This window comes from Roseovarius sp. AK1035, from assembly GCF_003288315.1.
In the GTDB taxonomy this organism is placed as follows: Bacteria; Pseudomonadota; Alphaproteobacteria; order Rhodobacterales; family Rhodobacteraceae; genus Roseovarius; species Roseovarius mucosus_A.
On sequence record NZ_CP030099.1, the window covers coordinates 3,540,055 to 3,560,965 of the forward strand.

Consider the following 20,911-nt stretch of genomic DNA (forward strand, 5'->3'; position numbering starts at 1 on the left):
CACCGCGCCCTGTTGATTCCCGCCGCCCAAACCCCTAGACCGTGGCCCATTCAGGATCGGGGGCACCACCCATGCAGCTCTTCGTAGGTCTCGGCAATCCGGGCGCGAAATACGAACGAAACCGCCACAATATCGGCTTCATGGCGCTTGACCGCATCGCCGAGGATCACGGCTTTGGCCCATGGCGGTCCAAGTTTCAGGGCATGGTCTCTGAGGGCACCTTGGACGGCGCGCGCACCGTCCTGCTCAAGCCGATGACCTTCATGAACCTCAGCGGTCAATCCGTGGGCGAAGCGGTGCGGTTCTACAAACTCATCCCCGCCGATGTCACCGTCTTTCACGATGAATTGGATCTCGCCCCCGGCAAGCTGCGCTGCAAGACGGGCGGCGGGCACGCAGGCCACAACGGGCTGCGCTCGATCCATCAGCATATTGGCGAGGCCTATGCCCGCGTGCGCCTTGGCATCGGCCATCCCGGCCACAAAGACCGCGTAGCGCAGTACGTCCTTCAGGATTTCGCCAAATCCGAGGCCGACTGGCTCGACGATCTTTTGCGCGGCATCGGCAAAGGCGCGCCATGGCTCGCCCAAGGCAAACCCGACCGCTTTCAGAACGCCGTGGCGCAGGCCATGACACCCCCCAAACCCGCGCGCCCTGCCCCAGTGCAGACCGACCGCGCCCCACCCCCAGAGCCTGAGGCCACACCAGACCCTCGCTCGCCCATGCAAAAGCTGATGGACAAATTCCGTTAGGCCATTGATCTCAAGGTAAGGCTTGATCAAGCGCGGCGGCACTGCTCAACTGCCGACAAAACCGAAGAGGATGGGAATGCGCAACGCTCTCAAATGGCTGGGACGGATCCTGCTGCTGTTGGTCCTTGCTACGGCAGCGGTGGGCCTCTGGAAACGCGACCAGATCACCCGCCTCTGGGCGGTCAACAGCCTCTTTGACGCAGACCGCATCGTCCAGAACTTCTCGCATATGGACCGCGCCTTTTTATCCGTGCCCGTGCCGCGCGGCACCGGCCCCGTCTCGCCCCTGCCCGCAGGCCCGGCCATGACCCTGCCCGCCGTGGCCTCTGACTGGATCACCGCCCGCAACGTGACCTCGCTCATGGTCCTGCACCGGGGCGCTGTGGTGCATGAAAGCTATCACCGTGGCACCGCCCCCGAGGATCGCCGCATAAGCTGGTCCGTCGCCAAAAGCTTTCTGTCGGCCCTCTTCGGGGTGGTCATAGCCGAGGGTCAGATTGCCTCGCTCGATGATCCGGTCACGCGCTACGCCCCCAGCCTCGCGGGCAGCGCCTATGACGGCGCCAGCATCCGCCACGTGTTGCTGATGATGAGCGGCGTTGCCTTTGACGAGGATTATCTCGACTACGCATCAGACATCAACCGCATGGGCCGCGTGCTGGCCCTTGGCGGCACGATGGACGGCTTTGCCGCCGGTCTCACGGCGCGCGATGCCGCCCCCGGCACGCGCTGGCAATATGTCTCGATTGACACGCATATTCTCGCCATGGTGCTGCGCGGGGCCACCGGGCGCAGCCTGCCAGACCTCTTGTCGGAAAAGATCATCCAACCTTTAGGCTTCGACTCCGAACCCTATTACCTCACCGATGGCGAGGGCGTGGCCTTTGCGCTTGGTGGCCTCAACGTCACCACCCGCGACTATGCCCGCTTTGGCCTGATGGCCGCCAATCTGGGGCGCTACAACGGGCAACAGGTGGTGCCCGAGGATTGGATGCGCGCGGCCACAACACCCACCGCCCCCACAGCACCGGGCGATCTGCAATATGGCTTTCAATGGTGGATGCCCGCCGATGCCCAACCCGGCGAATTCTTCGGTCACGGCATTTACGGCCAATATATCTACATCGACCGCGCCCGCGAGGTGGTGATCATCGCCACCTCCGCCGACCGCGCCTTTCGCGAACCGGGCGTCAAACACGGCAATATCGCCGTGCTGCGCCAGATCGCCAGAGCGCTCTAAGCCCCAAACCCCACCCCGGGCTTGACCCGGGGCGGGTAATAGACGCCTAGCTTACCCCAAGGCCGCATCACAGCGCCCGCAGGTGCCGGGATGCTTGTGCTGCCCCACATCCGGCAGGATTTTCCAGCAGCGCTGGCATTTCTCGCCTTCCGCGCGCTCGAAAACCACGCCGACCGTGTCCACCTCGGGCAAACGAAACGCCTCATCGGGGCGCGGATCGCCGGTCAGCATCAAATCCGACGTGATACAGATATCCGCGAAATCCACCGATTTCAGCGCCGTCAGCATCTCGGCATCGCGGATATGCACCACCGGTGCCGCCTCTAGGCTGGCCCCAATCACCTTGTCTGTCCGCTGCACCTCTAGCGCCGCCGTCACCACCCGCCGCGCCTGCCGCACCATGGCCCATTTCGCCGCCAGCGGCTCATTAAGCCACTCGGCGGGCGTGTCGGGAATATCCGTCAGGTGAATGGAACTCTCCTCACCGGGGAAGCGCGACAGCCACACCTCCTCCATGGTGAACACCAGCACTGGCGCGAGCCATGTCGTCAGCCGGTGGAACAGCAGATCAAGCACCGTGCGCGCCGCCCGCCGCCGCGCGGTGTCGCCATCGCAATAAAGCGCATCCTTGCGAATATCGAAATAGAACGCACTCAGATCGAGCGTGCAGAAGTTAAAGATTTGCTGGAAAACCCCTTGGAAATCATAGGTTTCATAGCCTTTCTTCACCTTGTGATCCAGCTCCGCCAGACGGTGCAGCACCCAGCGTTCCAGCTCCGGCATCTCTGCCGGGTCCACGCGATCCGCCTCGGTGAACGGGGCCAAGGCCCCCAGCATGAACCGCAGCGTATTGCGCAAACGGCGATAGCCATCGGCCACGCCCTTGAGGATTTCCGGCCCGATCCGCAAATCGGCAGTATAATCCGCCTGCGCCACCCAAAGCCGCAGAATATCCGCGCCATATTGCTTGACCACTTCCTCGGGCGCGACCGTATTGCCCAAGGATTTCGACATCTTGTTGCCCTTCTCATCAAGGGTAAAGCCATGCGTCAGCACCCCCCGATAGGGCGCGCGCCCGCGTGTCCCGCAAGCCTGCAACATCGACGAATGGAACCAGCCGCGATGCTGATCCGTGCCCTCTAGGTATAGATCGGCCAAACCATCCTCAGACCCGTCCTCGCGGTCGCGCAGCACAAAGGCATGCGTCGAGCCGGAATCGAACCACACATCGAGAATGTCATCGACCTTGCGCCAGTCGTCCGGGTTCACGATGCCCGACAGGAACCGCTCTTTCGCGCCCTCTTTATACCACGCATCCGCACCCTCTTCCTCAAAGGCCGCAAGGATACGCGCATTCACCTCTTCATTCCGCAAAAGGTAATCAGAATCCGTGGGTTGCGCGCCGTTCTTCACAAAGCAGGTGAGCGGCACACCCCAAGCACGCTGACGGCTCAGCACCCAATCGGGCCGCGCCTCGATCATGGAATAGAGCCGGTTACGCCCAGTCTTGGGCGTCCATGTCACCAACTCATCAATCGAGCGCAAGGCGCGCTCGCGAATGCTGGTGCCATAGGTGTCCTGCCCGTCGCCCACCGCCCGGTCAATCGCCGCAAACCATTGCGGCGTGTTGCGATAGATCACAGGGGCCTTGGAGCGCCAGCTATGCGGATAGCTGTGCTTGATCTTGCCCCGCGCGAGCAGCCCGCCCACCTCGGCCAGCTTGTCAATCACCGCCTTGTTGGCATTGCCCTCCTTGCCCTTGCGATCAAGGATGAACTTGCCGCCAAAGAACGGCAGATCAGGCCGGAAAGAGCCATCTTCCAGCACGTTATAGGTAATCACCTGCTCCAGCATGCCCAAGTCGCGGTAAAGCTCGAACTCCTCCATCCCGTGCGAGGGCGCGCAATGAACAAACCCGGTGCCTTCTTCGTCACTCACGAAATCAGCGGCCCGGAAATCGCGCAGGTCATCCCATTCGCCATTCCCGCCTTCGGCCCCAGCCAGAGGATGCCTAAGACCTGAAATTACAGTTGGATCGACGTCTCGAACACGTTTCCAATGCTGCTTTTCCAAGCGCGCACGGGTCATGACATCTTCCGCGCGTGTGTCAGCGAGGATAAATTTCTCGCCAGTTTTTGCCCAGCATTCCTCTGGCGTGCTCGTCACTTCATAAAGTCCGTAGGAAATGCCGTCACCGTAAACAACAGCTTTATTTGACGGCATAGTCCAAGGGGTCGTGGTCCAAATGACGACGTAAGCCCCGACAAGATCACGGTTTTCAAGTTTTGAACCGTCTCCTGAGACGGGATCAACAACCTCAAACTTCACCCAAACCGTAAAGCTCTCCTTGTCGTGATACTCCACCTCCGCCTCGGCCAGCGCGGTTTTCTCGACCGGCGACCACATCACGGGCTTTGACCCCTGATAAAGCACGCCGTTCATCAGGAATTTCTGGAACTCCTCCGCGATGATCCGTTCGGCGCGGAAATCCATCGTAAGGTACGGGCGATCCCAACAGCCAGTGATCCCCAGCCGCTTGAATTCCTCGCGCTGGATATCTATCCAGCCCTCGGCGAACTTGCGGCATTCCTGACGGAAATCGACCACATCCACCTTGTCCTTATCCATCCCCTTGGCGCGGTATTGCTCTTCGATCTTCCACTCGATCGGCAGCCCGTGACAATCCCAGCCGGGGATATAGCGCGCATCGCGGCCCATCATCTGCTGGCTGCGCACGACCATATCCTTGAGGATTTTATTGAGCGCATGCCCGATATGCAGATGCCCGTTGGCATAGGGCGGGCCATCATGCAGCGTAAAGGGAACACGCCCTGCGGCCTGCTCGCGCAGCTTTTCATAAACCCCGATCCGCGCCCAACGTGCCAGCCACTCAGGCTCGCGCGCGGGCAATCCGGCGCGCATCGGGAAATCGGTCTCGGGCAGGTTCAGCGTGTCTTTGTAATCCGGCGTCTGGCCCGGTGTCTGTGTCGTGTCGGCGCACATGGTTTGCGTCCTTGTCACTGGTCTGGAATTTGGGGGGTGAAAGGTGGCGCGGGTGCCCATACGCCTTGTCCCGGCAGCTCGATTGTCTCAGAGCGCCGGGCATGTAATTCGAATAATGATCGCTTTGCGTCTCATCATGCGACGCCTTATAGGCGCGCTCCGGCCAAGCGTCCAGAGGGCGCAGCCCCCGCCTGTCTGAAAAGAAAGCGGCCCGAATTCTTTTCAGGAATTCGCCCCCACCAGAGCAAATCAGGGGATTGCCTCTGCCCGCACCCCGCGCCACATAAGACGCATGACCGCCACCCTGCCCCCGCGTTTCCCCATCACCCGACCCGAGATCGAGCGGGTCGTGACCGCGTTCTACGCGGCGGTGCGCGCGCATCCCGGTCTTGGGCCGATCTTTGCGGTCCATGTCACCGACTGGCCCACACACGAGGCCAAGGTGGCCGATTTCTGGGCCAATTCGATTTTGCACGAACGCGTCTATGACGGCAGCCCGATGGCCGCCCATGTCAACGCCCGCAATGTGCAACCGGGCATGTTCTCTACATGGCTCGCGCTCTTTGATTCGGTGCTCTTGCGCGAACTCTCTCCCGATCAGGCCGCGTCATGGTCAGCGCTGGCGCATCGCATCGGGCGGTCCTTGCGCGCGGGCGTGGTGGATCGCAGCACCCATGCCGGTGGCATCCCGAAACTGCGCTGAACCCGGCCAATCCTTGCCAAACCGCAGACATGCCAGCGGCCAGTTTCGGCCTACAGCGGGAATCTGCCTTTTGACACCCCCCAAAATGGCAGCAAAGCGCCGGAAATCCCCACAGGCCTTGGGCACGCTCGGTGATCACCCCACCTCTGGTCTATGGTGATCCCAGTCAGAAAGGAGCCTCTCATGCATATCCCCCAAGATGACATCCAACGCCAAGCCAATCGCGACCTCAACCGCTATGGCCCACCCGGCCATGATCCGGCGGCGGGCACGCGCGGCGGGCTGACGGGCCTGCTGGTTGTCGTGATCCTGATGGGCGCGCTGATCGCCTTCAGCATGCTCAGCCCGTCGAACACCGGCGACACCACCGCCCCACCCAGCGTGATCGACGGCGCAACATCGCAACAAACCCCTGCCGCCCCGGTCGACTAACGGCCACACTCACGGCGCAGACGGCCCGGCCATTCTCCACCATGGCCGGGCCGCGTGGTGCCCGCCTGCCTCAATCAAGCGATGTCACCCACAAAACCGTGGCATCCTCGACACTGACCGAAATCACGTTATGCCCCATCGTGGCATCGTAATAGGCGCTGTCGCCCCGGCGCATCTCAATGGGCTCGTAAAACTCGGTAAAGAGCCGCACCACCCCAGTCAGCACATACAGAAATTCCTCGCCGTCATGGCGCACCCAGCCGCCGAACTCCTCAACCGAGCGGGCACGAATCCGCGCGCGGTAAGGCATCATGCGTTTCTGGCTCAGCGCATCGGCCAGCAAATCATGCTCATAGGTGGCGGTCGCCTTGGGCGTGCCCTCGCCCACGCGCGTCACCGCCATGCGTCCGTTGATCCGGTCGCGCGACGGCGGGGTAAAAAGCTGCGGGACAGAGATTTCCAACCCCTGCGCCAGCTTTTTCAAAGCGTCATAGGTGGGCGACATCTGGCCATTCTCGATCTTCGACAGGGTCGAGCGTGCCAGCCCCGCCTGCTTCGCCGCCTGTTCCAGCGTCCAACCGCGCGCCTTGCGCAGGCTGCGCACCCGCGCACCCAGATCAAGCGGCTCAGGTGCGGCGGCACCGCCGGTCTCGCGCGTCACGCGCAGCAGAGGGGGTAAAGCTTGATCGGTCATAGCCCCATGCTATAGGCCAAGCGCAGACACCCTTGCAACCGCCGCCAGAGCCTCCTAAGCCAACGCAATGACCGCGATATTCGACCAAGGGCCAAGCGCCCCCTGTCCCACCCCCTTCAACCTCGCCGCGCATGTTCTGGGCCGGGCCGAGGCGCAGCCGGACAAGATCGCGCTGGCGGTCCTCAGCCTCGCCAAAGCCGACCGCTGGAGCTATGGCCGCCTTTTGGCCGCTGTGCGCGGCACCGGCACCGGCCTTTTGCGCGCGGGTCTCACCCCCGGCGACCGGGTTTTGATGCGGCTGGGCAATACGGTGGAATTTCCGATTGCCTATCTCGGGGCCATCGCCGTTGGTCTCATCCCCATTCCCACCTCCAGCCAACTGACCGCGCCCGAGGTGGCGGGCATGATCGAAACCACCCAACCGGCGCTGATCCTGCGCGCCGCAGGCGTGGCCTGTCCTGAAACCGATATCCCCACGCTCGATGAACCCACCCTTGAGGCGATGCGCGATCTGCCCCCCGCCGATTGGCACATGGGCGATCCCGACCGCCCCGCCTATATCATCTATACCTCCGGCACCTCGGGCATTCCGCGTGCCGTGGTCCATGCCCATCGCGCCATCTGGGCGCGGCAGATGATGTCTGACGGCTGGTACGGGCTGCGCGCAGATGACCGGCTCTGCCATGCGGGTGCCTTCAACTGGACCTTTACCCTTGGCACCGGCCTGATGGACCCATGGACCATGGGCGCGACCGCCCTCATCCCCGCGCCCGGTATCACGCCCGAACAATTGCCGCTCCTGCTCAAACGCCATGACGCCACGATCTTTGCCGCCGCCCCCGGCGTCTATCGCAAACTCTTTCAGCCGGGTGCTTCCCTCTCTCTGCCGCATCTGCGGCACGGGCTGGCGGCAGGCGAAAAACTCTCGGACACCATCCGCCAGCATTGGCAAAACGCCACCGGCACGCCAATCTACGAGGCCTACGGCATGTCCGAATGCTCAACCTTCATTTCCGGCAGCCCCGATCATCCCGCCGCCCCCGGCACACTTGGCCGCCCCCAGACAGGCCGCCGGGTCGCGATCCTTGCCAACGGCACCCCCGTGCCCCTTGGCACCGAAGGCACCATTGCGATCCACCGCTCAGACCCCGGCCTGATGCTGGGCTATCTCGGCGCGCCCGAGGCCACGGCCGAGAAATTCACCGGCGATTGGTTCCTCACGGGCGATCAGGGGATGATGGATGCCGCAGGTCACATCACCTATCTGGGCCGCGCCGACGATATGATGAACGCCGGTGGCTACCGCGTCTCCCCGATGGAGGTCGAGTCCGCACTCAGCGCCCATCCCGGCATCACCGCCGTCGCCGTGACCGATATTGCGGTGAAAGAGGATGCGCGCGTCATCATGGCCTTCTATACTGGTCCCCAAACCCTCGACCCCGCCACGCTCGACGCCTTTGCGCGGACGCGGATCGCGGGATACAAGGCCCCGCGCGCCTATCACCACGTCGCGGCCCTGCCCACCGGGGCCAATGGCAAAATCCTGCGCCGCGCCCTGCGGCCGATCTATGAGGGCCTCCATGGTCAAGCTTGATATCATCTCCGACCCGATCTGCCCCTGGTGCTATATCGGCAAGACCCTGCTCGATCAGGCCCTGGCCCAGCGCCCCGATCACCCGTTCGAGATTGAATGGCATCCGTTTCAGCTCAACCCCGACATGCCCGCCGAAGGCATGGACCGCCGCGACTATCTAGAGACCAAGTTTGGCGGCAAAGACGGGGCCATCCGCGCCTATGCCCCCGTGCTGGAACGCGCCGAGGCGGCGGGGCTCACGATTGATTTCGCCGCCATCAAACGCACGCCCAACACGCTCGACGCCCATCGCCTGCTGCATTGGGCCGGCATCGAAGGCTGTCAGGACCGCATGGCGATGGCTCTCTTTCAGGCCTATTTCAACGAAGGCCGCGACATCGGCGACCCCGAGGTTCTGGCCGATCTCGCCGACAGCCTCAGCTTGGATGGCGCCATGATCCAGCGCCTTTTGGCCACCGAAGCCGACCGCGAAGACATCCGCACCCGCGATGCGCAATTTCGCCAGATGGGCATCACCGGCGTGCCCACCTTCATCGTCGGCGGTCAACATGCCGTGCCAGGCTGCCAACCCACCGACCTCTGGGTCAAGGTGATCGACGACCTGACCGCCGCCGCGAGCTGAACCTCACGCCAAGGCCATCCGCCGCGCCAATCGCCGCTCGCGCCAAAAGGTATAGATGCCCGAGGCGATGATGATCCCCGCCCCCGCCAGCGTCCAGACATCGGGCCGCTCGTCAAACAGCGTGACCCCGATGATCAGCGCAAACACCAGCCGCGAATAGCGAAACGGCGTGATAACCGCCACATCACCGAGTCGCATCGCCGCCACGATGGCATAATAGGCCGACACCCCGCACAAAAGCGCCAGCGCCAGATCGCGCCAGTTCACCGCCGTGGGCATCGCAGGCGTGCCGTGAAACGCCAGCAAAATTACCCCCGTCGGCACCAGCGTGGCAAAGGCATAGGTCGACAGCTGCATGGAGGAGATCGATCTTGGCACGCGGCGCGTCGCCAGATCGCGCGCCGCCAACCCAAAGACCGCCAAAACCGCAAAAAGCGACGCTGGCTCAAACCCCGCCATGCCGGGCCGGATCACCATCAGCACGCCGCAAAACCCCACAAGGATCGCCGCCCACCGCCGCCAGCCCACCGCTTCCCCCAAAAAGAGCGCGGCCCCCAAAGTGACCGCAAGCGGCGTGGCCTGCAAAATCGCCGAGGCCGACGACAGCGGCGTCAGCGCAATCGCCATGACAAATCCCAGCGTGCCCACCAACTCGCCGCAGTTGCGCAGGATCACCGACCGAGACACCAGATCCCGCGACCAAAGCCGCCCCCCCTGCGCCCGCGTCATCGCGCCAAAAATCAGCGCCCCGCCCAGGCCCAACAGAATGATGATCTGCCCCACCGGCAGAGTATCCGCCAGCCGCTTGATGAACATATCCTCCAGCGCGAAACCGCCCATCGAGAGAACCATCAGAATACTGCCGCGCAGGTTTTCCATCTCAGACTTTCTTGGCCGGGTTGCAAATCGGTGGAACGCCCGTGATAGCCCGGATCACCTGCCCAAAAAAGCGGCAGAGCTATGACAGCACAACATGACCGCTATGCTTGGCCTTATGCTCGGGCTCGACATGGATCGTGACCCGCGCCCCCGGCAGTGCCGCCATCAGCGCCGCCTCGATGCGGTCGCAAAGATCATGCGCCGCCTCAACCGTGGTTGCCCCCGGCATCACCAGATGGAATTCGATGAACGTGACCGGCCCGGCATGGCGCGTGCGCAGATCATGCGCCTGCAACGCGGCATCGTCGCTGGCCGCCGTTTCGATCACCCGCCGAATGGTGGCCAGTTCCGCCTCGGATACCGCCTCATCCATCAACCCGCTCAGCGACGCCTTGATCACCATACTGCCCGACCACAGGATATTGACCGCCACCAACAACGCCATCGCCGGATCAAGCCAGAGCCACCCCGTCGCCAGCGCCAGCCCCACCCCAAAGAGTACGCCCACAGAAGACACCACATCCGTCATCAGATGCTTGCCATCCGCCACCAACGCCGGCGAGCGATAGCGCCGCCCGTTGCGGATAAGCGCCAGAGCCCAGATTGCGTTGATCGCCCCCGCCGCCATATTGATCGCCATGCCCAGCAGGGGCGCATCCATCGCGCGCGGGGCCTGAAACCCGTCATAGGCCTCCCGCAGGATAAAGAGCGCCGCAATGACGATCAAAACCCCCTCCAGCACCGCCGAGAAAAACTCTGCCTTGTGATGTCCGAACGGGTGATTGTCATCCGCAGGCCGCCGCGCCACCCTCAGCGCGACAATCACCGCAAGGGCCGTGGCCAGATTGACAAGACTCTCCAGCGCATCCGACATCAGCGCCAGAGACCCGGTAAGCGCCCAAGCCAGCGCCTTGAGCGCCAGCACGATCAACCCCACGATGAGGCTGCCAATCGCCAGCCGCATCACCCGCGCGTTGACGGTGCCCGCGTCACTCACCGGATTTGATCGGCACGCCATAGAGTTCGAGCCGATGCCCGATCAGGCGATACCCCAGCTTTTCAGCGATCTTGTCTTGCAACGCCTCAATCTCAGGATCGACAAATTCGATCACCTCACCCGAATTCATGTCAATCAGATGATCGTGATGGTCGCGCTCGGCATCCTCATAGCGCGCGCGCCCGTCGCCGAATTCCAGCTTGTCGAGAATGCCCGCCTCTTCAAACAGCTTGACGGTGCGATAGACCGTCGCAATCGAGATCCGAGGATCACGCCCCGAGGCGCGGGCATAGAGCTCCTCAACATCCGGATGATCATCCGACCCTTCCAGCACGGACGCAATCGTGCGGCGCTGCTCCGTCATGCGCAGCCCTTTGGCTTCGCAACGCTCGGTGATGGTCTCAGTCATGGGCGGCCTCATCTTCTCTTGCGGCGGTGCCTTACCCGCAAGGGGCGGTTCTGACCAGCCCCTTTGCCGCCCAGTCTGGACACTCAATGTGTCGTTGTGCGCGAGAATAACTGAATGACCACGATCCCCGCAAGGATCATGCCGGTCCCGATGATCGCGGGCAGATCCAGCTTTTGACCAAAGACCACATAGCCAATACAGGCAATAAACACGATCCCCAGCCCCGACCAGACCGCATAGACCACGCCCACGGGCATCACCTTAAGCGTTTGCGCAAGAAGGTAAAAGCTGATCGCATAGGCCACCACCACCAGAACCGAAGGCCAGAACCGGGTGAATTGCTGGCTTGCCTGCAATGCCGTGGTGCCCGCTGTTTCAGCGAGAATGGCAAGGAAGAGGATCAGATAGACCTGTGGGATCATGGCACGCGCTCCGGTCTTGGGCAGTCGCGCCCAGACTTATGCGAGGGCGCGCGCGGCGTCCACCGGGAAAGGCGGGGTTTCGCCTGCGCCTTGCTCGGAAACCCCGCGCGGAACAAGGCGCGTCGCGCCGCCGCGCGGATCGCCGGGCCGCGCGGCTCATCTCTTGATGCAAATCTCAGCGAACCCCAATCCCCTTAAACCCTTCTTGCCAGCCCCCTCCCCCCACCCCATATTCCCCTCATGTTGAAATTCACCCCGATCCTTCTCGCCATCCTTTACGCGCTCGCCATGTACCGCTTCTCGGTCTGGCGCACCTCGCGGGAATTGGATGCGCAATCGACCGAATTGGCCGACCCCAAGCTCAAGGCGATGACAGACCGCCTCGCCCGTGCGCTCGACCTGCCCCGCGTGCGGGTGCATATCTACGAGATTGACCCGGTAAATGGTCTGGCAGCCCCTGACGGGCGGATTTTCATCACCCGTGGTTTCTATCGCAAGTTTCAGACCGGCGAGGTTTCAGCCGAAGAAATGGCCTCGGTCATCGCGCATGAGCTGGGCCATGTCGCCTTGGGGCATTCGCGCCGCCGGATGATCGACTTTTCCGGGCAGAACGCCCTGCGCACCGCCCTTGCAATGATCCTGTCGCGTTTCATCCCCGGTCTGGGCGTCTGGATCGCCAATGGTCTGACCACGCTGCTCGCTGCCCGCCTCTCACGCGGCGACGAGTATGAGGCCGATGCCTATGCCGCCGCCCTCTTGACCAAGGCGGGCATCGGCACCGCCCCGCAAAAATCGCTGTTTGAAAAACTCGAAGCGTTAACAAACGGTGCGGGCGGCGCCATGCCCGCATGGTTGCTCAGCCACCCCAAGACCGCCGAACGGATCGCCGCCATCGAAAAGCTCGAAAACCGCTGGCACCAAAGCCTGCCCTGATCCCCCGTCATCCTCGGGCTTGACCCGAGGACCTCTCACCCCCAACCACCTTACAAAACCCCCGTACCAACCTTACAAACCTTACCATTCGTCACCCTTCAAATTTTTTGATCAAATTATCTTGGCAAGCCCCCCATTGCCGGGCTAGGCTGTTACAAAATCATCATCAGGACTTTCTTCCAATGGATCTTACACAGTTCCAGACCTTCCGCGTGGCTGCCTGTGACCTCAATGGCCGGATGCGCGGCAAACGCCTTCCCGCCGCCCATGCCGACAAACTCAGCACAGGTAGCGTGCGTATGCCGCTCTCATCGCTAAATCTTGATATCTTTGGGGCAGACATTGAAAACTCGCCCCTCGTTTTTGATACGGGCGACATCGACGGCGTGCTCCTGCCCACCGACCGCGGCCCGGTGCCCCTGCCCTGGCTCGAAGTGCCACAGGGCCTTGTGCCCATGGTCATGCACCACGAAGACGGCACGCCCTTTGCCGGCGATCCCCGCCACGCACTGGTCGCCGTACTGGATCGCTACTCCGCCTACGGCTGGCATGTCGCCGCCGCGACCGAGCTAGAGTTCACCTTGGTGGACGGAAAAGGCAATACTCTCAAGAACATACGCGACCCCCGCAATGGCCGCCGCATGAAATCTCCGGGCATTCTTTCGCTCGGCCAGATGGATGCGTTCGACGGATTTCTCAGCGCCTTGTACGACGCCGGTCTGGAAATGGGCCTTCCGGTCGAGACCGCCGTCAGCGAGGCGGGGATTGGCCAGTTCGAATTGACCCTGCATCACCAAAACGCCCTGCGCGCCGCTGATGATACTTGGCTTTTCAAGACACTTATCAAGGGCTTGGCCCGCCAGCACGGCTATGTCGCCACCTTTATGGCCAAACCCTTCGAGGATGACACCGGCAACGGGATGCATATGCATTTCTCGGTGATGGACAAGGCCGGCAATAATGTTTTCAACGATGGCACAGCGGCTGGCACCGACGTCCTGCGCGCCGCCGTCGCCGGGTGTCTTGCAGCAATGCCGCCATCCACGCTGATTTTTGCGCCACATGCCAACAGTTATGCAAGACTGGTGCCCGGCGCGCATGCGCCAACCGGTGCGGGCTGGGGCTATGAGAACCGCACCACAGCGGTCCGCATTCCCGGCGGCCCGCCCGCTGCGCGCCGCATCGAGCACCGCGTTGCGGGCGGCGATATCAATCCATATCTCAGCTTTGCTGCTATTCTAGGCGCCGCGATCACCGGGATCGAAGAGGGGCTTACCCCGCCCCCGCCCATCAGCGGCAATGCCTACGAGGTCGAGATGCCGCAACTGGCCGCAGATTGGGCCACGGCAATTGACTGGTTTGAACAGGATGCCATGATGGCGCGCATCTTTCACCCCGATCTGATCCGCAACCTCGTGATGACCAAGCGTCAGGAATTGGCCTATATGTCGCCGATTCCCAAAGAAGACCACTGGAAGACCTATCTCGAAACGGTGTAGCCTGAAGGGGCAACCCCGCCTTAATTTGATCAAATCAAGAGACCGCCATGAAAATCGGCATCCTGAAAACCGGCCACGCCCCCGACATCGTCCAAGACGAGTTGGGTGACTACGAGGTGATGTTCGCCCAGCTGCTTGATGGGCACGGCTTTGAGTTTGATCATTACAACGTGGTGGATGAAGAATTCCCTACCGGACCGGACGCCGCAGACGGCTGGCTCATCACCGGCTCCAAACATGGGGCCTATGAGGACCATCCTTGGATCGCGCCGCTGGAACAGCTGATCCGCGACATCCACGCGAGCGGGCGTCCCTTGGTGGGTGTCTGCTTTGGCCATCAGATCATCGCGCAGGCCATGGGCGGCAAGGTCGAGAAATTCGGCGGCGGCTGGCAGGTGGGCGTCACCGACTATGACATCGAAGGCCAGCGCCTGCCCCTCAACGCTTGGCATCAAGATCAAGTCACGGAACTGCCCAAAGGGGCCGAAGTGGTTGGCTCAAGCGCATTTTGCGAGAATGCGGCCCTGCTATACGGCGATCGGATCTACACGATTCAGCCGCATCCAGAGTTTACCGCCACCATGATTGACCGCCTTATTCACCACCGCGCACCCGGCGTGGTGCCCCCAGACCTGATTGCAGCGGCCAAGTCAAAACTTGACCATCCCACCGCAAATGCAACGATAGCCGCCCGCATGGCGGAGTTTTTCAAACGAGGTGCCAGCCATGGCCGATCTAAGTGAACTTACAAATTCCCTGCCCAAAACAGCCCAGACCTATCTGGAGAACCGCCGCCTAGACGAGGTGGAATGCATCATCTCGGATCTGCCCGGCATCGCACGCGGCAAGGCGGTGCCCGCCACAAAATTCGCCAGGCAGAAATACTTTCACCTGCCGGATTCCATCTTTTTCCAAACCATTACAGGCGATTGGGGCGAAGCAGCCGGCGAAGGCGGCTTTATCGAGCGCGACATGATCCTGCGCCCTGACATGTCCACCGCCACCGCCGCCCCCTGGACGGCCGACTGGACGCTGCAGGTGATCCACGACGCCTTTGACCGCGAAGGCGCGCCCATCCCCTTTTCCCCGCGCAACGTGCTGCGCCGGGTGGTCGATATGTATCACGCCCATGGCATGAACCCCGTGGTCGCCCCGGAAATGGAATTCTTCCTCGTGGCCCGCAATCTCGACCCGGCGCATGAGATCAAGCCGATGATGGGCCGCTCCGGTCGCCCCGCCGCCGCCCGTCAGGCCTATTCCATGACAGCGGTCGATGAATTCGGCCCCGTGATCGACGACATCTATGATTTCGCCGAAGCACAAGGGTTCGAGATCGACGGTATCACCCAAGAAGGCGGGGCCGGGCAACTGGAAATCAACCTGCGCCATGGCGATCCGATAAAGCTGGCGGATGAAGTGTTTTATTTCAAACGGTTGATCCGCGAAGCCGCCCTGCGCCATGACTGTTTTGCCACCTTCATGGCCAAACCCATCGCCGACGAGCCGGGCAGTGCCATGCATATCCACCACTCGATCCTCGACATGGAAACAGGCCGCAACATTTTTGCCGGGCCACAGGGCGGTGAAACCGACGCGTTTTTCCACTTTATCGGCGGCTTGCAGAAACACCTGCCCTCGGCCATCGCGGTACTGGCGCCCTACGTCAATTCCTACCGTCGCTACGTCAAGGATCACGCCGCGCCGATCAACCTTGCATGGGGCCGCGACAACCGCACCACGGGCATTCGCGTGCCGCTCTCGGGCCCCGAGGCGCGGCGGGTGGAAAACCGCATGGCGGGCATGGATTGCAACCCCTATCTGGGCATCGCGGCCAGCCTTGCCTGCGGTCTCTTGGGTATCCTCAACGAGGATTGGCCCGACAAACAGTTCAAGGGCGACGCCTATTCCGGTGAGCCGGATATCCCCAATGTCATGGGCGACGCACTTGATATGTTCGAAGAGGCCAAGGCGCTGCACGAGATCCTCGGGCCGGAATTTGCCCGTGTCTACGCCATCGTGAAACGCACCGAATACGAGGAATTCCTCCAGGTCATCAGCCCATGGGAGCGTGAGCATCTCCTTCTCAACGTCTGAGCCGCGCGGCAGGGGCGTGCTAATGAGTATTTGCACCAAGAAGAAGCCATGAACCTGCTCTATTCCAACGACCGGCGCGGCTGCTATCCGCCAAGCTGGTATGCGGCCACGGCCACACCCCTGCCAGAGTTCGCGCCGTTGCGCGGCACAGAGCGGGCCGATGTCTGCGTGGTGGGCGCGGGCTATACCGGCCTTTCGGCGGCGCTACACCTTGCAGAGGCGGGATTTGATGTCGTCCTGCTCGAGGCGCAGCGCGTGGGCTTTGGCGCATCGGGGCGCAATGGCGGGCAACTGGGCAGCGGTCAGCGGATGGAACAAACCGCGCTGGAACGTCTGGTGGGCGCAGAGGATGCCCTGCACCTCTGGCATTTGGCCGAAGAGGCCAAGGATCTGGTAAAATCCCTCGTCGCGCGACATGGAATAGACTGTCATCTAAAGCCCGGTGTGGCACATGCCTGTTTCTCGGCGCGCGAAATGGCGGCGGAACACGACTATGCCGATCATCTGGCCGCGCGATACGGATATGAGCAGATCGAAAAGCTGGATGCAGCAGGCTTTGCAGCACTCTGTCCCTCGCCAGCCTATCACGGCGGCACTCTGGATATGGGGGCCGCACATTTGCACCCGCTTGGCCTTGCGCTCGGCCTTGCACGCGCCGCTCTTGCGGCAGGCGTGCGTATCCACGAAGGCTCTGCCGTGCATCAGATCACCCGCGGTGCCAAGCTGCGCGTTGCCACCGATGCGGGATCAATCGAGGCGGATCACCTTATTCTGGCCTGCAACGGCTATCTTGGCGGGCTCGAGCGCAAGGTCGCCGCGCGGGTCATGCCGATCAACAATTTCATCGTGGCAACAGAACCCTTGGGGGATGCAGCAGCCCGCGTGCTGGCGCGCGACGTGGCGGTGGCGGATACAAAGTTCGTGGTCAATTACTTTCGCCTCAGCCATGACAAGCGCCTGCTGTTCGGTGGCGGCGAGAGTTATGGCTATCGCTTTCCCAAGGATATCCGTGCCACCGTGCGCAAACCGATGCTCGAGATTTTTCCGCATCTGCGCGACACAAAGCTCGACTATGCGTGGGGCGGCACGCTGGCCATCACGATGCGGCGGATGCCCTATCTGGCACGGCTTGCGCCTAATATTCTGACCGCATCGGGCTATTCCGGGCATGGCGTGGGCACCGCCACCCACGCGGGCCGCCTGATGGCCGAGGCCGTGCGCGGCGAGGCATCCGGGTTTGACTGCATGGCGCGCGTCCCGGCCCCGGCGTTTCCGGGGGGCACCGCCCTGCGCAGCCCACTTTTGGTGCTGGCGATGACATGGTTTTCGCTGCGCGACCGCCTCGGTCTCTGATCCAATCATCAGCGTGATATTGCCCTTTGCCCCATCGCCAGTGGGGTTTTCTTTGACAAACTGTCACAATTAACGCCTATATGTTCCGGAAACCCGAAACCTAGCTTCAGGAAATCCGAAAACATGGCCCTTGCCCCTAATGTCTATGACGCAGAACCCATCCCGGAAGCCGCCCGCGCGGAAATCGACCGGATGCTGCAATCGGGCGATCTCTTCCGGTATACCGCTCCGGAAAATGCCCCCGTGACGCTGCTGGAGCGGGAGTTTGCTGCACTTCTGGGCTCGAAATACGCGCTGGCCGTGTCCTCTTGCTCGGCCGCGCTGTTTCTCTCACTCAAGGCGCTTGGCCTGCCGCGCGATGCGCGGGTCTTGATCCCCGGCTTTACCTTTGCCGCCGTGCCCTCTTCGGTGCTGCATGCCGATTGTGTGCCCGTGCTCTGTGAAGTGGGCGAGAATTACCGCATCGACATCGCCGATTTCACGGCACGTCTGGACACGGTGCAGGCGGTCATCATCAGCCATATGCGCGGCCATACCTCGGATATGGATGCGATCATGGCGCTCTGCGCAGCGCGGAACATTCCAGTGATCGAGGACGCGGCACATTCGCTTGGCACCACATGGGGCGGGCGCAACATCGGCACCATCGGGCAAATCGGCTGTTTCAGCTTTCAATCCTACAAGCTGGTCAATGCTGGCGAAGGCGGGATCATGGTCAGCGACGATGCCGATCTGATCGCCCGCGCGGTCATCATGTCGGGTGCTTATGAGCACAACTGGGCCAAGCATCTGACAGCACCGGATGCAGCCCTTGAGGCGGCGTTTGCCCGCGCTCAGAACCAATTGCCGCTCTACAATCTGCGGCTCAACAACCTGTCGGCGGCAATCATCCGCCCTCAACTGGCCGAGGTGGCGCGGCGGGTGCGCGATGGGCGCACCAACCATGACTATGTCGCGGCGCGGCTCAATACCTCGCCTTGGATGCAGGTGCCCGAAAAATTACCCCGTGAAGAGCGCGCGCCAGACTCCATCCAATTCAATCTGGAGGGGATGACCGAAGACGACACCCGCGCCTTTGCCCAAGCGGCGGCGGACCGCGGTATCAAGGTGCAGGTGTTTGGCCTGAGTACCGATAATGCCCGCGCCTTTTGGAACTGGCAGTTTCTGCCGGGTGCGGCCCCAGTGCTGCCAAAAACCCGCGCGATGTTGATGCGCGCCTGCGACACCCGCTTGCCCGCGCGCCTGACCCGCCCCGATCTTGATCTGATCGCCGATGCGCTGGTCCTGGCGGCAGAGGATGTGATGGGCCGCAGCCGCGCCTACGGCACCTGACCCGAAATAAAAAGGGCCGCCCGCACTCCACGGACGGCCCGACGGGACTCTGATTGCGCCTTACTCGGCTTTGCCGGCTTCGACGGAAATCTGCACCGCAACCTCGTCGCTGACGAAGGGCGTGAATTTATCCACGCCGAAGTCCGAACGCAGCAGCGTTGTGGTGGCGTCAAACCCGACCCAAGGCTTGCTATTCATCGGATGTGCATCGGCCTTTTGATTGAGGCGCGCATCGAGCACGACCGACTTGGTCACACCGTTCATGGTCAGATCGCCGGTGATAAGGGCAGTGGTGTCGCCCGTAACCTCGATCCCGGTCGAGGTGAAGGTGACCATATCGCCCTCGGTCGCGCCAAAGAAATCCTCGGACATGAAATGCTCGTCGCGCTTTTCCCAACCGGTGAACATCGACATGACCGGCATCGACACATTGACCGACGAGGCGGCCGGGTCTTCGGCGTCGAACATGATCTCACCCGCAAAGCCAGAGAACATGCCGTAGGTCGTGGAAAATCCCAAGTGGTTGTAAGAAAACACAACCTGGCTGTGGCTGGGGTCTAGCTCATATTTTTCAGGGGCAGCAACCGCGCCAGTCGCGGTCAAAGCAAGCGCTGTGGCGAGCAGGATATTCTTCATCGGAAACCTCCAGAGGGTGAAATGTGACTTACCTGTTCACATTTGGCGCTCTGGGACGAAATCACAATCCCGTAGTTTCAAACAACCTCTGTGGATTGGCGAACACCTGCCAACATCAAGCCCTCGCTTGGTTCAGGCTGGAAAGCCCAAAGCACGACGCAGGGCCTTGGCCGTTGCACGATCCTCGATCTTCATCGCAACGATCTGACGACCGGCGGCATCGCGCGCTGTCAGCACGCGGTCCCGCATCGACAGTTCCGAAAGGCTGTCAAGATCATGGACCGCAACCCGCGCGGCCCGACCGCCCGCAACCGGGGCGATCACATGGAGGCGGCGGTTCATCACATCAACCTGAATTTCAGGCCCTGCCTGCACCGCACGCGCGCGGCTCAGACACATCAGGCCCGCGAAGAGCAGAGTTACAAAAAAAAGAAGTTTGATCATCATCATGGCAGAGTCCTGCGCCCCCGCAGAAACCAGCCAGAGACCGAAGGCCGAAAAGATGAGCGCACTGCCGCACAAGGTCTGCGTGGCGCGACCAAGATCGAGTGCCGGGGCCTCTGCCTGAGCATGGCCAGTGCTCTCGTAGTAATCGAATGGTGCGTGCGTGAACTCGCGCTCAAAATCCGGAAGGGCAACCATGGTCATACTCCTTTTCACCTCGAACAACACAACCGTGCCCACCAAATTCGTCCGTATTGCGGCAGGTCAGCGGCATTCTGCGGGCCGGATCAATGCGCCTTGCGCCGCCCTGCGGGGCGATGTATACGCGCCCAATCTTTCGCAATCGTTATGAACCGCGCAGTCTCTCGTGGATGGGGCGCGAAAGAGCCAAAGCCCGTCCTATGAAATGCGCCTTGATAGAAATGGAGTGAACATGCCGCTTTATGAGCATGTGATGATCGCGCGTCAGGACCTGTCCAGCGCGCAAGCCGAAGGCCTGATCGAGCATTTTGGTGCCGTGCTGACCGAAAATGGTGGCACACTCGTCGAGCACGAGTATTGGGGCGTCAAAACGATGGCCTACAAGATCAACAAGAACCGCAAAGGCCACTATGCCTTTCTCAAGAGCGATGCGCCCTCGAGCGCTGTGCAAGAGATGGAACGCCTGATGCGTCTGCATGACGACGTCATGCGCGTGCTGACCGTCAAGGTCGATGCGCATGAAGAGGGCCCCTCTGTTCAGATGCAGAAGCGTGACGAGCGGGGCGACCGTCCCGACCGCGGCGACCGCCCTGATCGTGGCGACCGCCCCGACCGTGGGGACCGTCCCGATCGTGGCGAACGCCGCGAACGTCGCTGATCCATCCCCTGAGA

At 62.0% G+C, this 20,911-nt stretch carries 21 protein-coding genes; 13 read left to right on the top strand and 8 right to left on the bottom strand.

The features are described 5' to 3' along the window. Window positions 1-71 precede the first annotated feature (71 nt). Window positions 72-752: an aminoacyl-tRNA hydrolase gene (gene pth / locus RAK1035_RS16840; protein ID WP_008282272.1), complete on the top strand. Its 681-nt coding sequence runs from the start codon at window positions 72-74 to the stop codon at window positions 750-752. 76 nt (window positions 753-828) lie between these two features. Continuing rightward, window positions 829-1,992, top strand: coding sequence for a serine hydrolase domain-containing protein (locus tag RAK1035_RS16845; protein ID WP_037298470.1), 1,164 nt, complete (start codon window positions 829-831; stop codon window positions 1,990-1,992). A 51-nt stretch (window positions 1,993-2,043) separates the two neighbouring features. Here RAK1035_RS16845 and ileS read toward each other — a convergent pair whose 3' ends face one another. After that, window positions 2,044-4,995 carry an isoleucine--tRNA ligase gene (ileS, locus tag RAK1035_RS16850; RefSeq protein ID WP_008282274.1) on the bottom strand — a complete coding sequence of 984 codons (2,952 nt, stop codon included), beginning with the start codon at window positions 4,993-4,995 and terminating at the stop codon, window positions 2,044-2,046. A gap of 292 nt (window positions 4,996-5,287) precedes the next feature. Here ileS and RAK1035_RS16855 point away from each other — a divergent pair, with 292 nt between their 5' ends. Continuing rightward, window positions 5,288-5,698 (top strand): group III truncated hemoglobin, encoded by a 411-nt coding sequence (locus RAK1035_RS16855; RefSeq protein WP_008282275.1) that lies wholly within the window; start codon window positions 5,288-5,290, stop codon window positions 5,696-5,698. Between the two features lie 183 nt (window positions 5,699-5,881). Beyond that, the gene (locus RAK1035_RS16860) at window positions 5,882-6,130 is read left to right on the top strand and encodes a hypothetical protein (RefSeq protein WP_008282276.1); all 249 of its coding nucleotides are present in this window, start codon (window positions 5,882-5,884) and stop codon (window positions 6,128-6,130) included. A gap of 70 nt (window positions 6,131-6,200) precedes the next feature. Here the strand turns inward: RAK1035_RS16860 and RAK1035_RS16865 are convergent, their stop codons facing one another. Then, window positions 6,201-6,824 carry a helix-turn-helix domain-containing protein gene (locus RAK1035_RS16865; protein ID WP_008282277.1) on the bottom strand — a complete coding sequence of 208 codons (624 nt, stop codon included), beginning with the start codon at window positions 6,822-6,824 and terminating at the stop codon, window positions 6,201-6,203. A 67-nt stretch (window positions 6,825-6,891) separates the two neighbouring features. On the opposite strand from RAK1035_RS16865, the gene RAK1035_RS16870 reads away from it, so the two are divergent. Beyond that, on the top strand, window positions 6,892-8,418 hold the full coding sequence (locus RAK1035_RS16870) for a class I adenylate-forming enzyme family protein (protein ID WP_008282278.1): 1,527 nt from the start codon (window positions 6,892-6,894) through the stop codon (window positions 8,416-8,418). After that, on the top strand, window positions 8,405-9,040 hold the full coding sequence (locus tag RAK1035_RS16875; protein ID WP_008282279.1) for a DsbA family oxidoreductase: 636 nt from the start codon (window positions 8,405-8,407) through the stop codon (window positions 9,038-9,040). The genes RAK1035_RS16870 and RAK1035_RS16875 overlap by 14 nt, the downstream gene beginning before the upstream one ends. A gap of 3 nt (window positions 9,041-9,043) precedes the next feature. Here the strand turns inward: RAK1035_RS16875 and RAK1035_RS16880 are convergent, their stop codons facing one another. From RAK1035_RS16880 to RAK1035_RS16895, 4 genes are all read right to left on the bottom strand, one after another. After that, complete coding sequence (locus tag RAK1035_RS16880; protein WP_008282280.1) at window positions 9,044-9,919, bottom strand: DMT family transporter; 876 nt, start codon at window positions 9,917-9,919, stop codon at window positions 9,044-9,046. 79 nt (window positions 9,920-9,998) lie between these two features. Then, a complete protein-coding gene (locus RAK1035_RS16885; RefSeq protein WP_008282281.1) occupies window positions 9,999-10,916 on the bottom strand; it encodes a cation diffusion facilitator family transporter in 918 nt (305 codons plus the stop codon). Next, window positions 10,909-11,325 carry a Fur family transcriptional regulator gene (locus RAK1035_RS16890; RefSeq protein WP_008282282.1) on the bottom strand — a complete coding sequence of 139 codons (417 nt, stop codon included), beginning with the start codon at window positions 11,323-11,325 and terminating at the stop codon, window positions 10,909-10,911. The genes RAK1035_RS16885 and RAK1035_RS16890 overlap by 8 nt, the downstream gene beginning before the upstream one ends. A gap of 83 nt (window positions 11,326-11,408) precedes the next feature. Continuing rightward, window positions 11,409-11,747, bottom strand: a complete 339-nt coding sequence (locus RAK1035_RS16895; RefSeq protein ID WP_008282283.1) for a DMT family transporter — start codon at window positions 11,745-11,747, stop codon at window positions 11,409-11,411. Between the two features lie 240 nt (window positions 11,748-11,987). Here RAK1035_RS16895 and RAK1035_RS16900 point away from each other — a divergent pair, with 240 nt between their 5' ends. From RAK1035_RS16900 to RAK1035_RS16925, 6 genes are all read left to right on the top strand, one after another. Further along, window positions 11,988-12,680 carry a M48 family metallopeptidase gene (locus RAK1035_RS16900; RefSeq protein ID WP_008282284.1) on the top strand — a complete coding sequence of 231 codons (693 nt, stop codon included), beginning with the start codon at window positions 11,988-11,990 and terminating at the stop codon, window positions 12,678-12,680. Between the two features lie 182 nt (window positions 12,681-12,862). Beyond that, the gene (locus RAK1035_RS16905) at window positions 12,863-14,179 is read left to right on the top strand and encodes a glutamine synthetase family protein (protein ID WP_008282285.1); all 1,317 of its coding nucleotides are present in this window, start codon (window positions 12,863-12,865) and stop codon (window positions 14,177-14,179) included. Between the two features lie 47 nt (window positions 14,180-14,226). Then, window positions 14,227-14,922: a type 1 glutamine amidotransferase gene (locus RAK1035_RS16910; protein ID WP_008282286.1), complete on the top strand. Its 696-nt coding sequence runs from the start codon at window positions 14,227-14,229 to the stop codon at window positions 14,920-14,922. Continuing rightward, on the top strand, window positions 14,906-16,273 hold the full coding sequence (locus tag RAK1035_RS16915) for a glutamine synthetase family protein (RefSeq protein ID WP_008282287.1): 1,368 nt from the start codon (window positions 14,906-14,908) through the stop codon (window positions 16,271-16,273). The genes RAK1035_RS16910 and RAK1035_RS16915 overlap by 17 nt, the downstream gene beginning before the upstream one ends. 48 nt (window positions 16,274-16,321) lie before the next feature. After that, a complete protein-coding gene (locus RAK1035_RS16920) occupies window positions 16,322-17,626 on the top strand; it encodes an NAD(P)/FAD-dependent oxidoreductase (RefSeq protein ID WP_008282288.1) in 1,305 nt (434 codons plus the stop codon). Window positions 17,627-17,749: 123 nt separating this feature from the next. After that, a complete protein-coding gene (locus RAK1035_RS16925; protein WP_008282289.1) occupies window positions 17,750-18,958 on the top strand; it encodes a DegT/DnrJ/EryC1/StrS family aminotransferase in 1,209 nt (402 codons plus the stop codon). A gap of 60 nt (window positions 18,959-19,018) precedes the next feature. Here the strand turns inward: RAK1035_RS16925 and RAK1035_RS16930 are convergent, their stop codons facing one another. After that, entirely contained in the window at window positions 19,019-19,594 is a 576-nt protein-coding gene (locus RAK1035_RS16930) for a YceI family protein (RefSeq protein ID WP_008282290.1), read from the bottom strand. A 132-nt stretch (window positions 19,595-19,726) separates the two neighbouring features. Next, a complete protein-coding gene (locus tag RAK1035_RS16935; RefSeq protein ID WP_232279235.1) occupies window positions 19,727-20,236 on the bottom strand; it encodes a hypothetical protein in 510 nt (169 codons plus the stop codon). 235 nt (window positions 20,237-20,471) lie between these two features. Between RAK1035_RS16935 and rpsF the strand changes: the two genes are divergently transcribed. Then, window positions 20,472-20,897: a 30S ribosomal protein S6 gene (gene rpsF / locus RAK1035_RS16940; RefSeq protein WP_008282292.1), complete on the top strand. Its 426-nt coding sequence runs from the start codon at window positions 20,472-20,474 to the stop codon at window positions 20,895-20,897. Window positions 20,898-20,911: the final 14 nt, after the last annotated feature.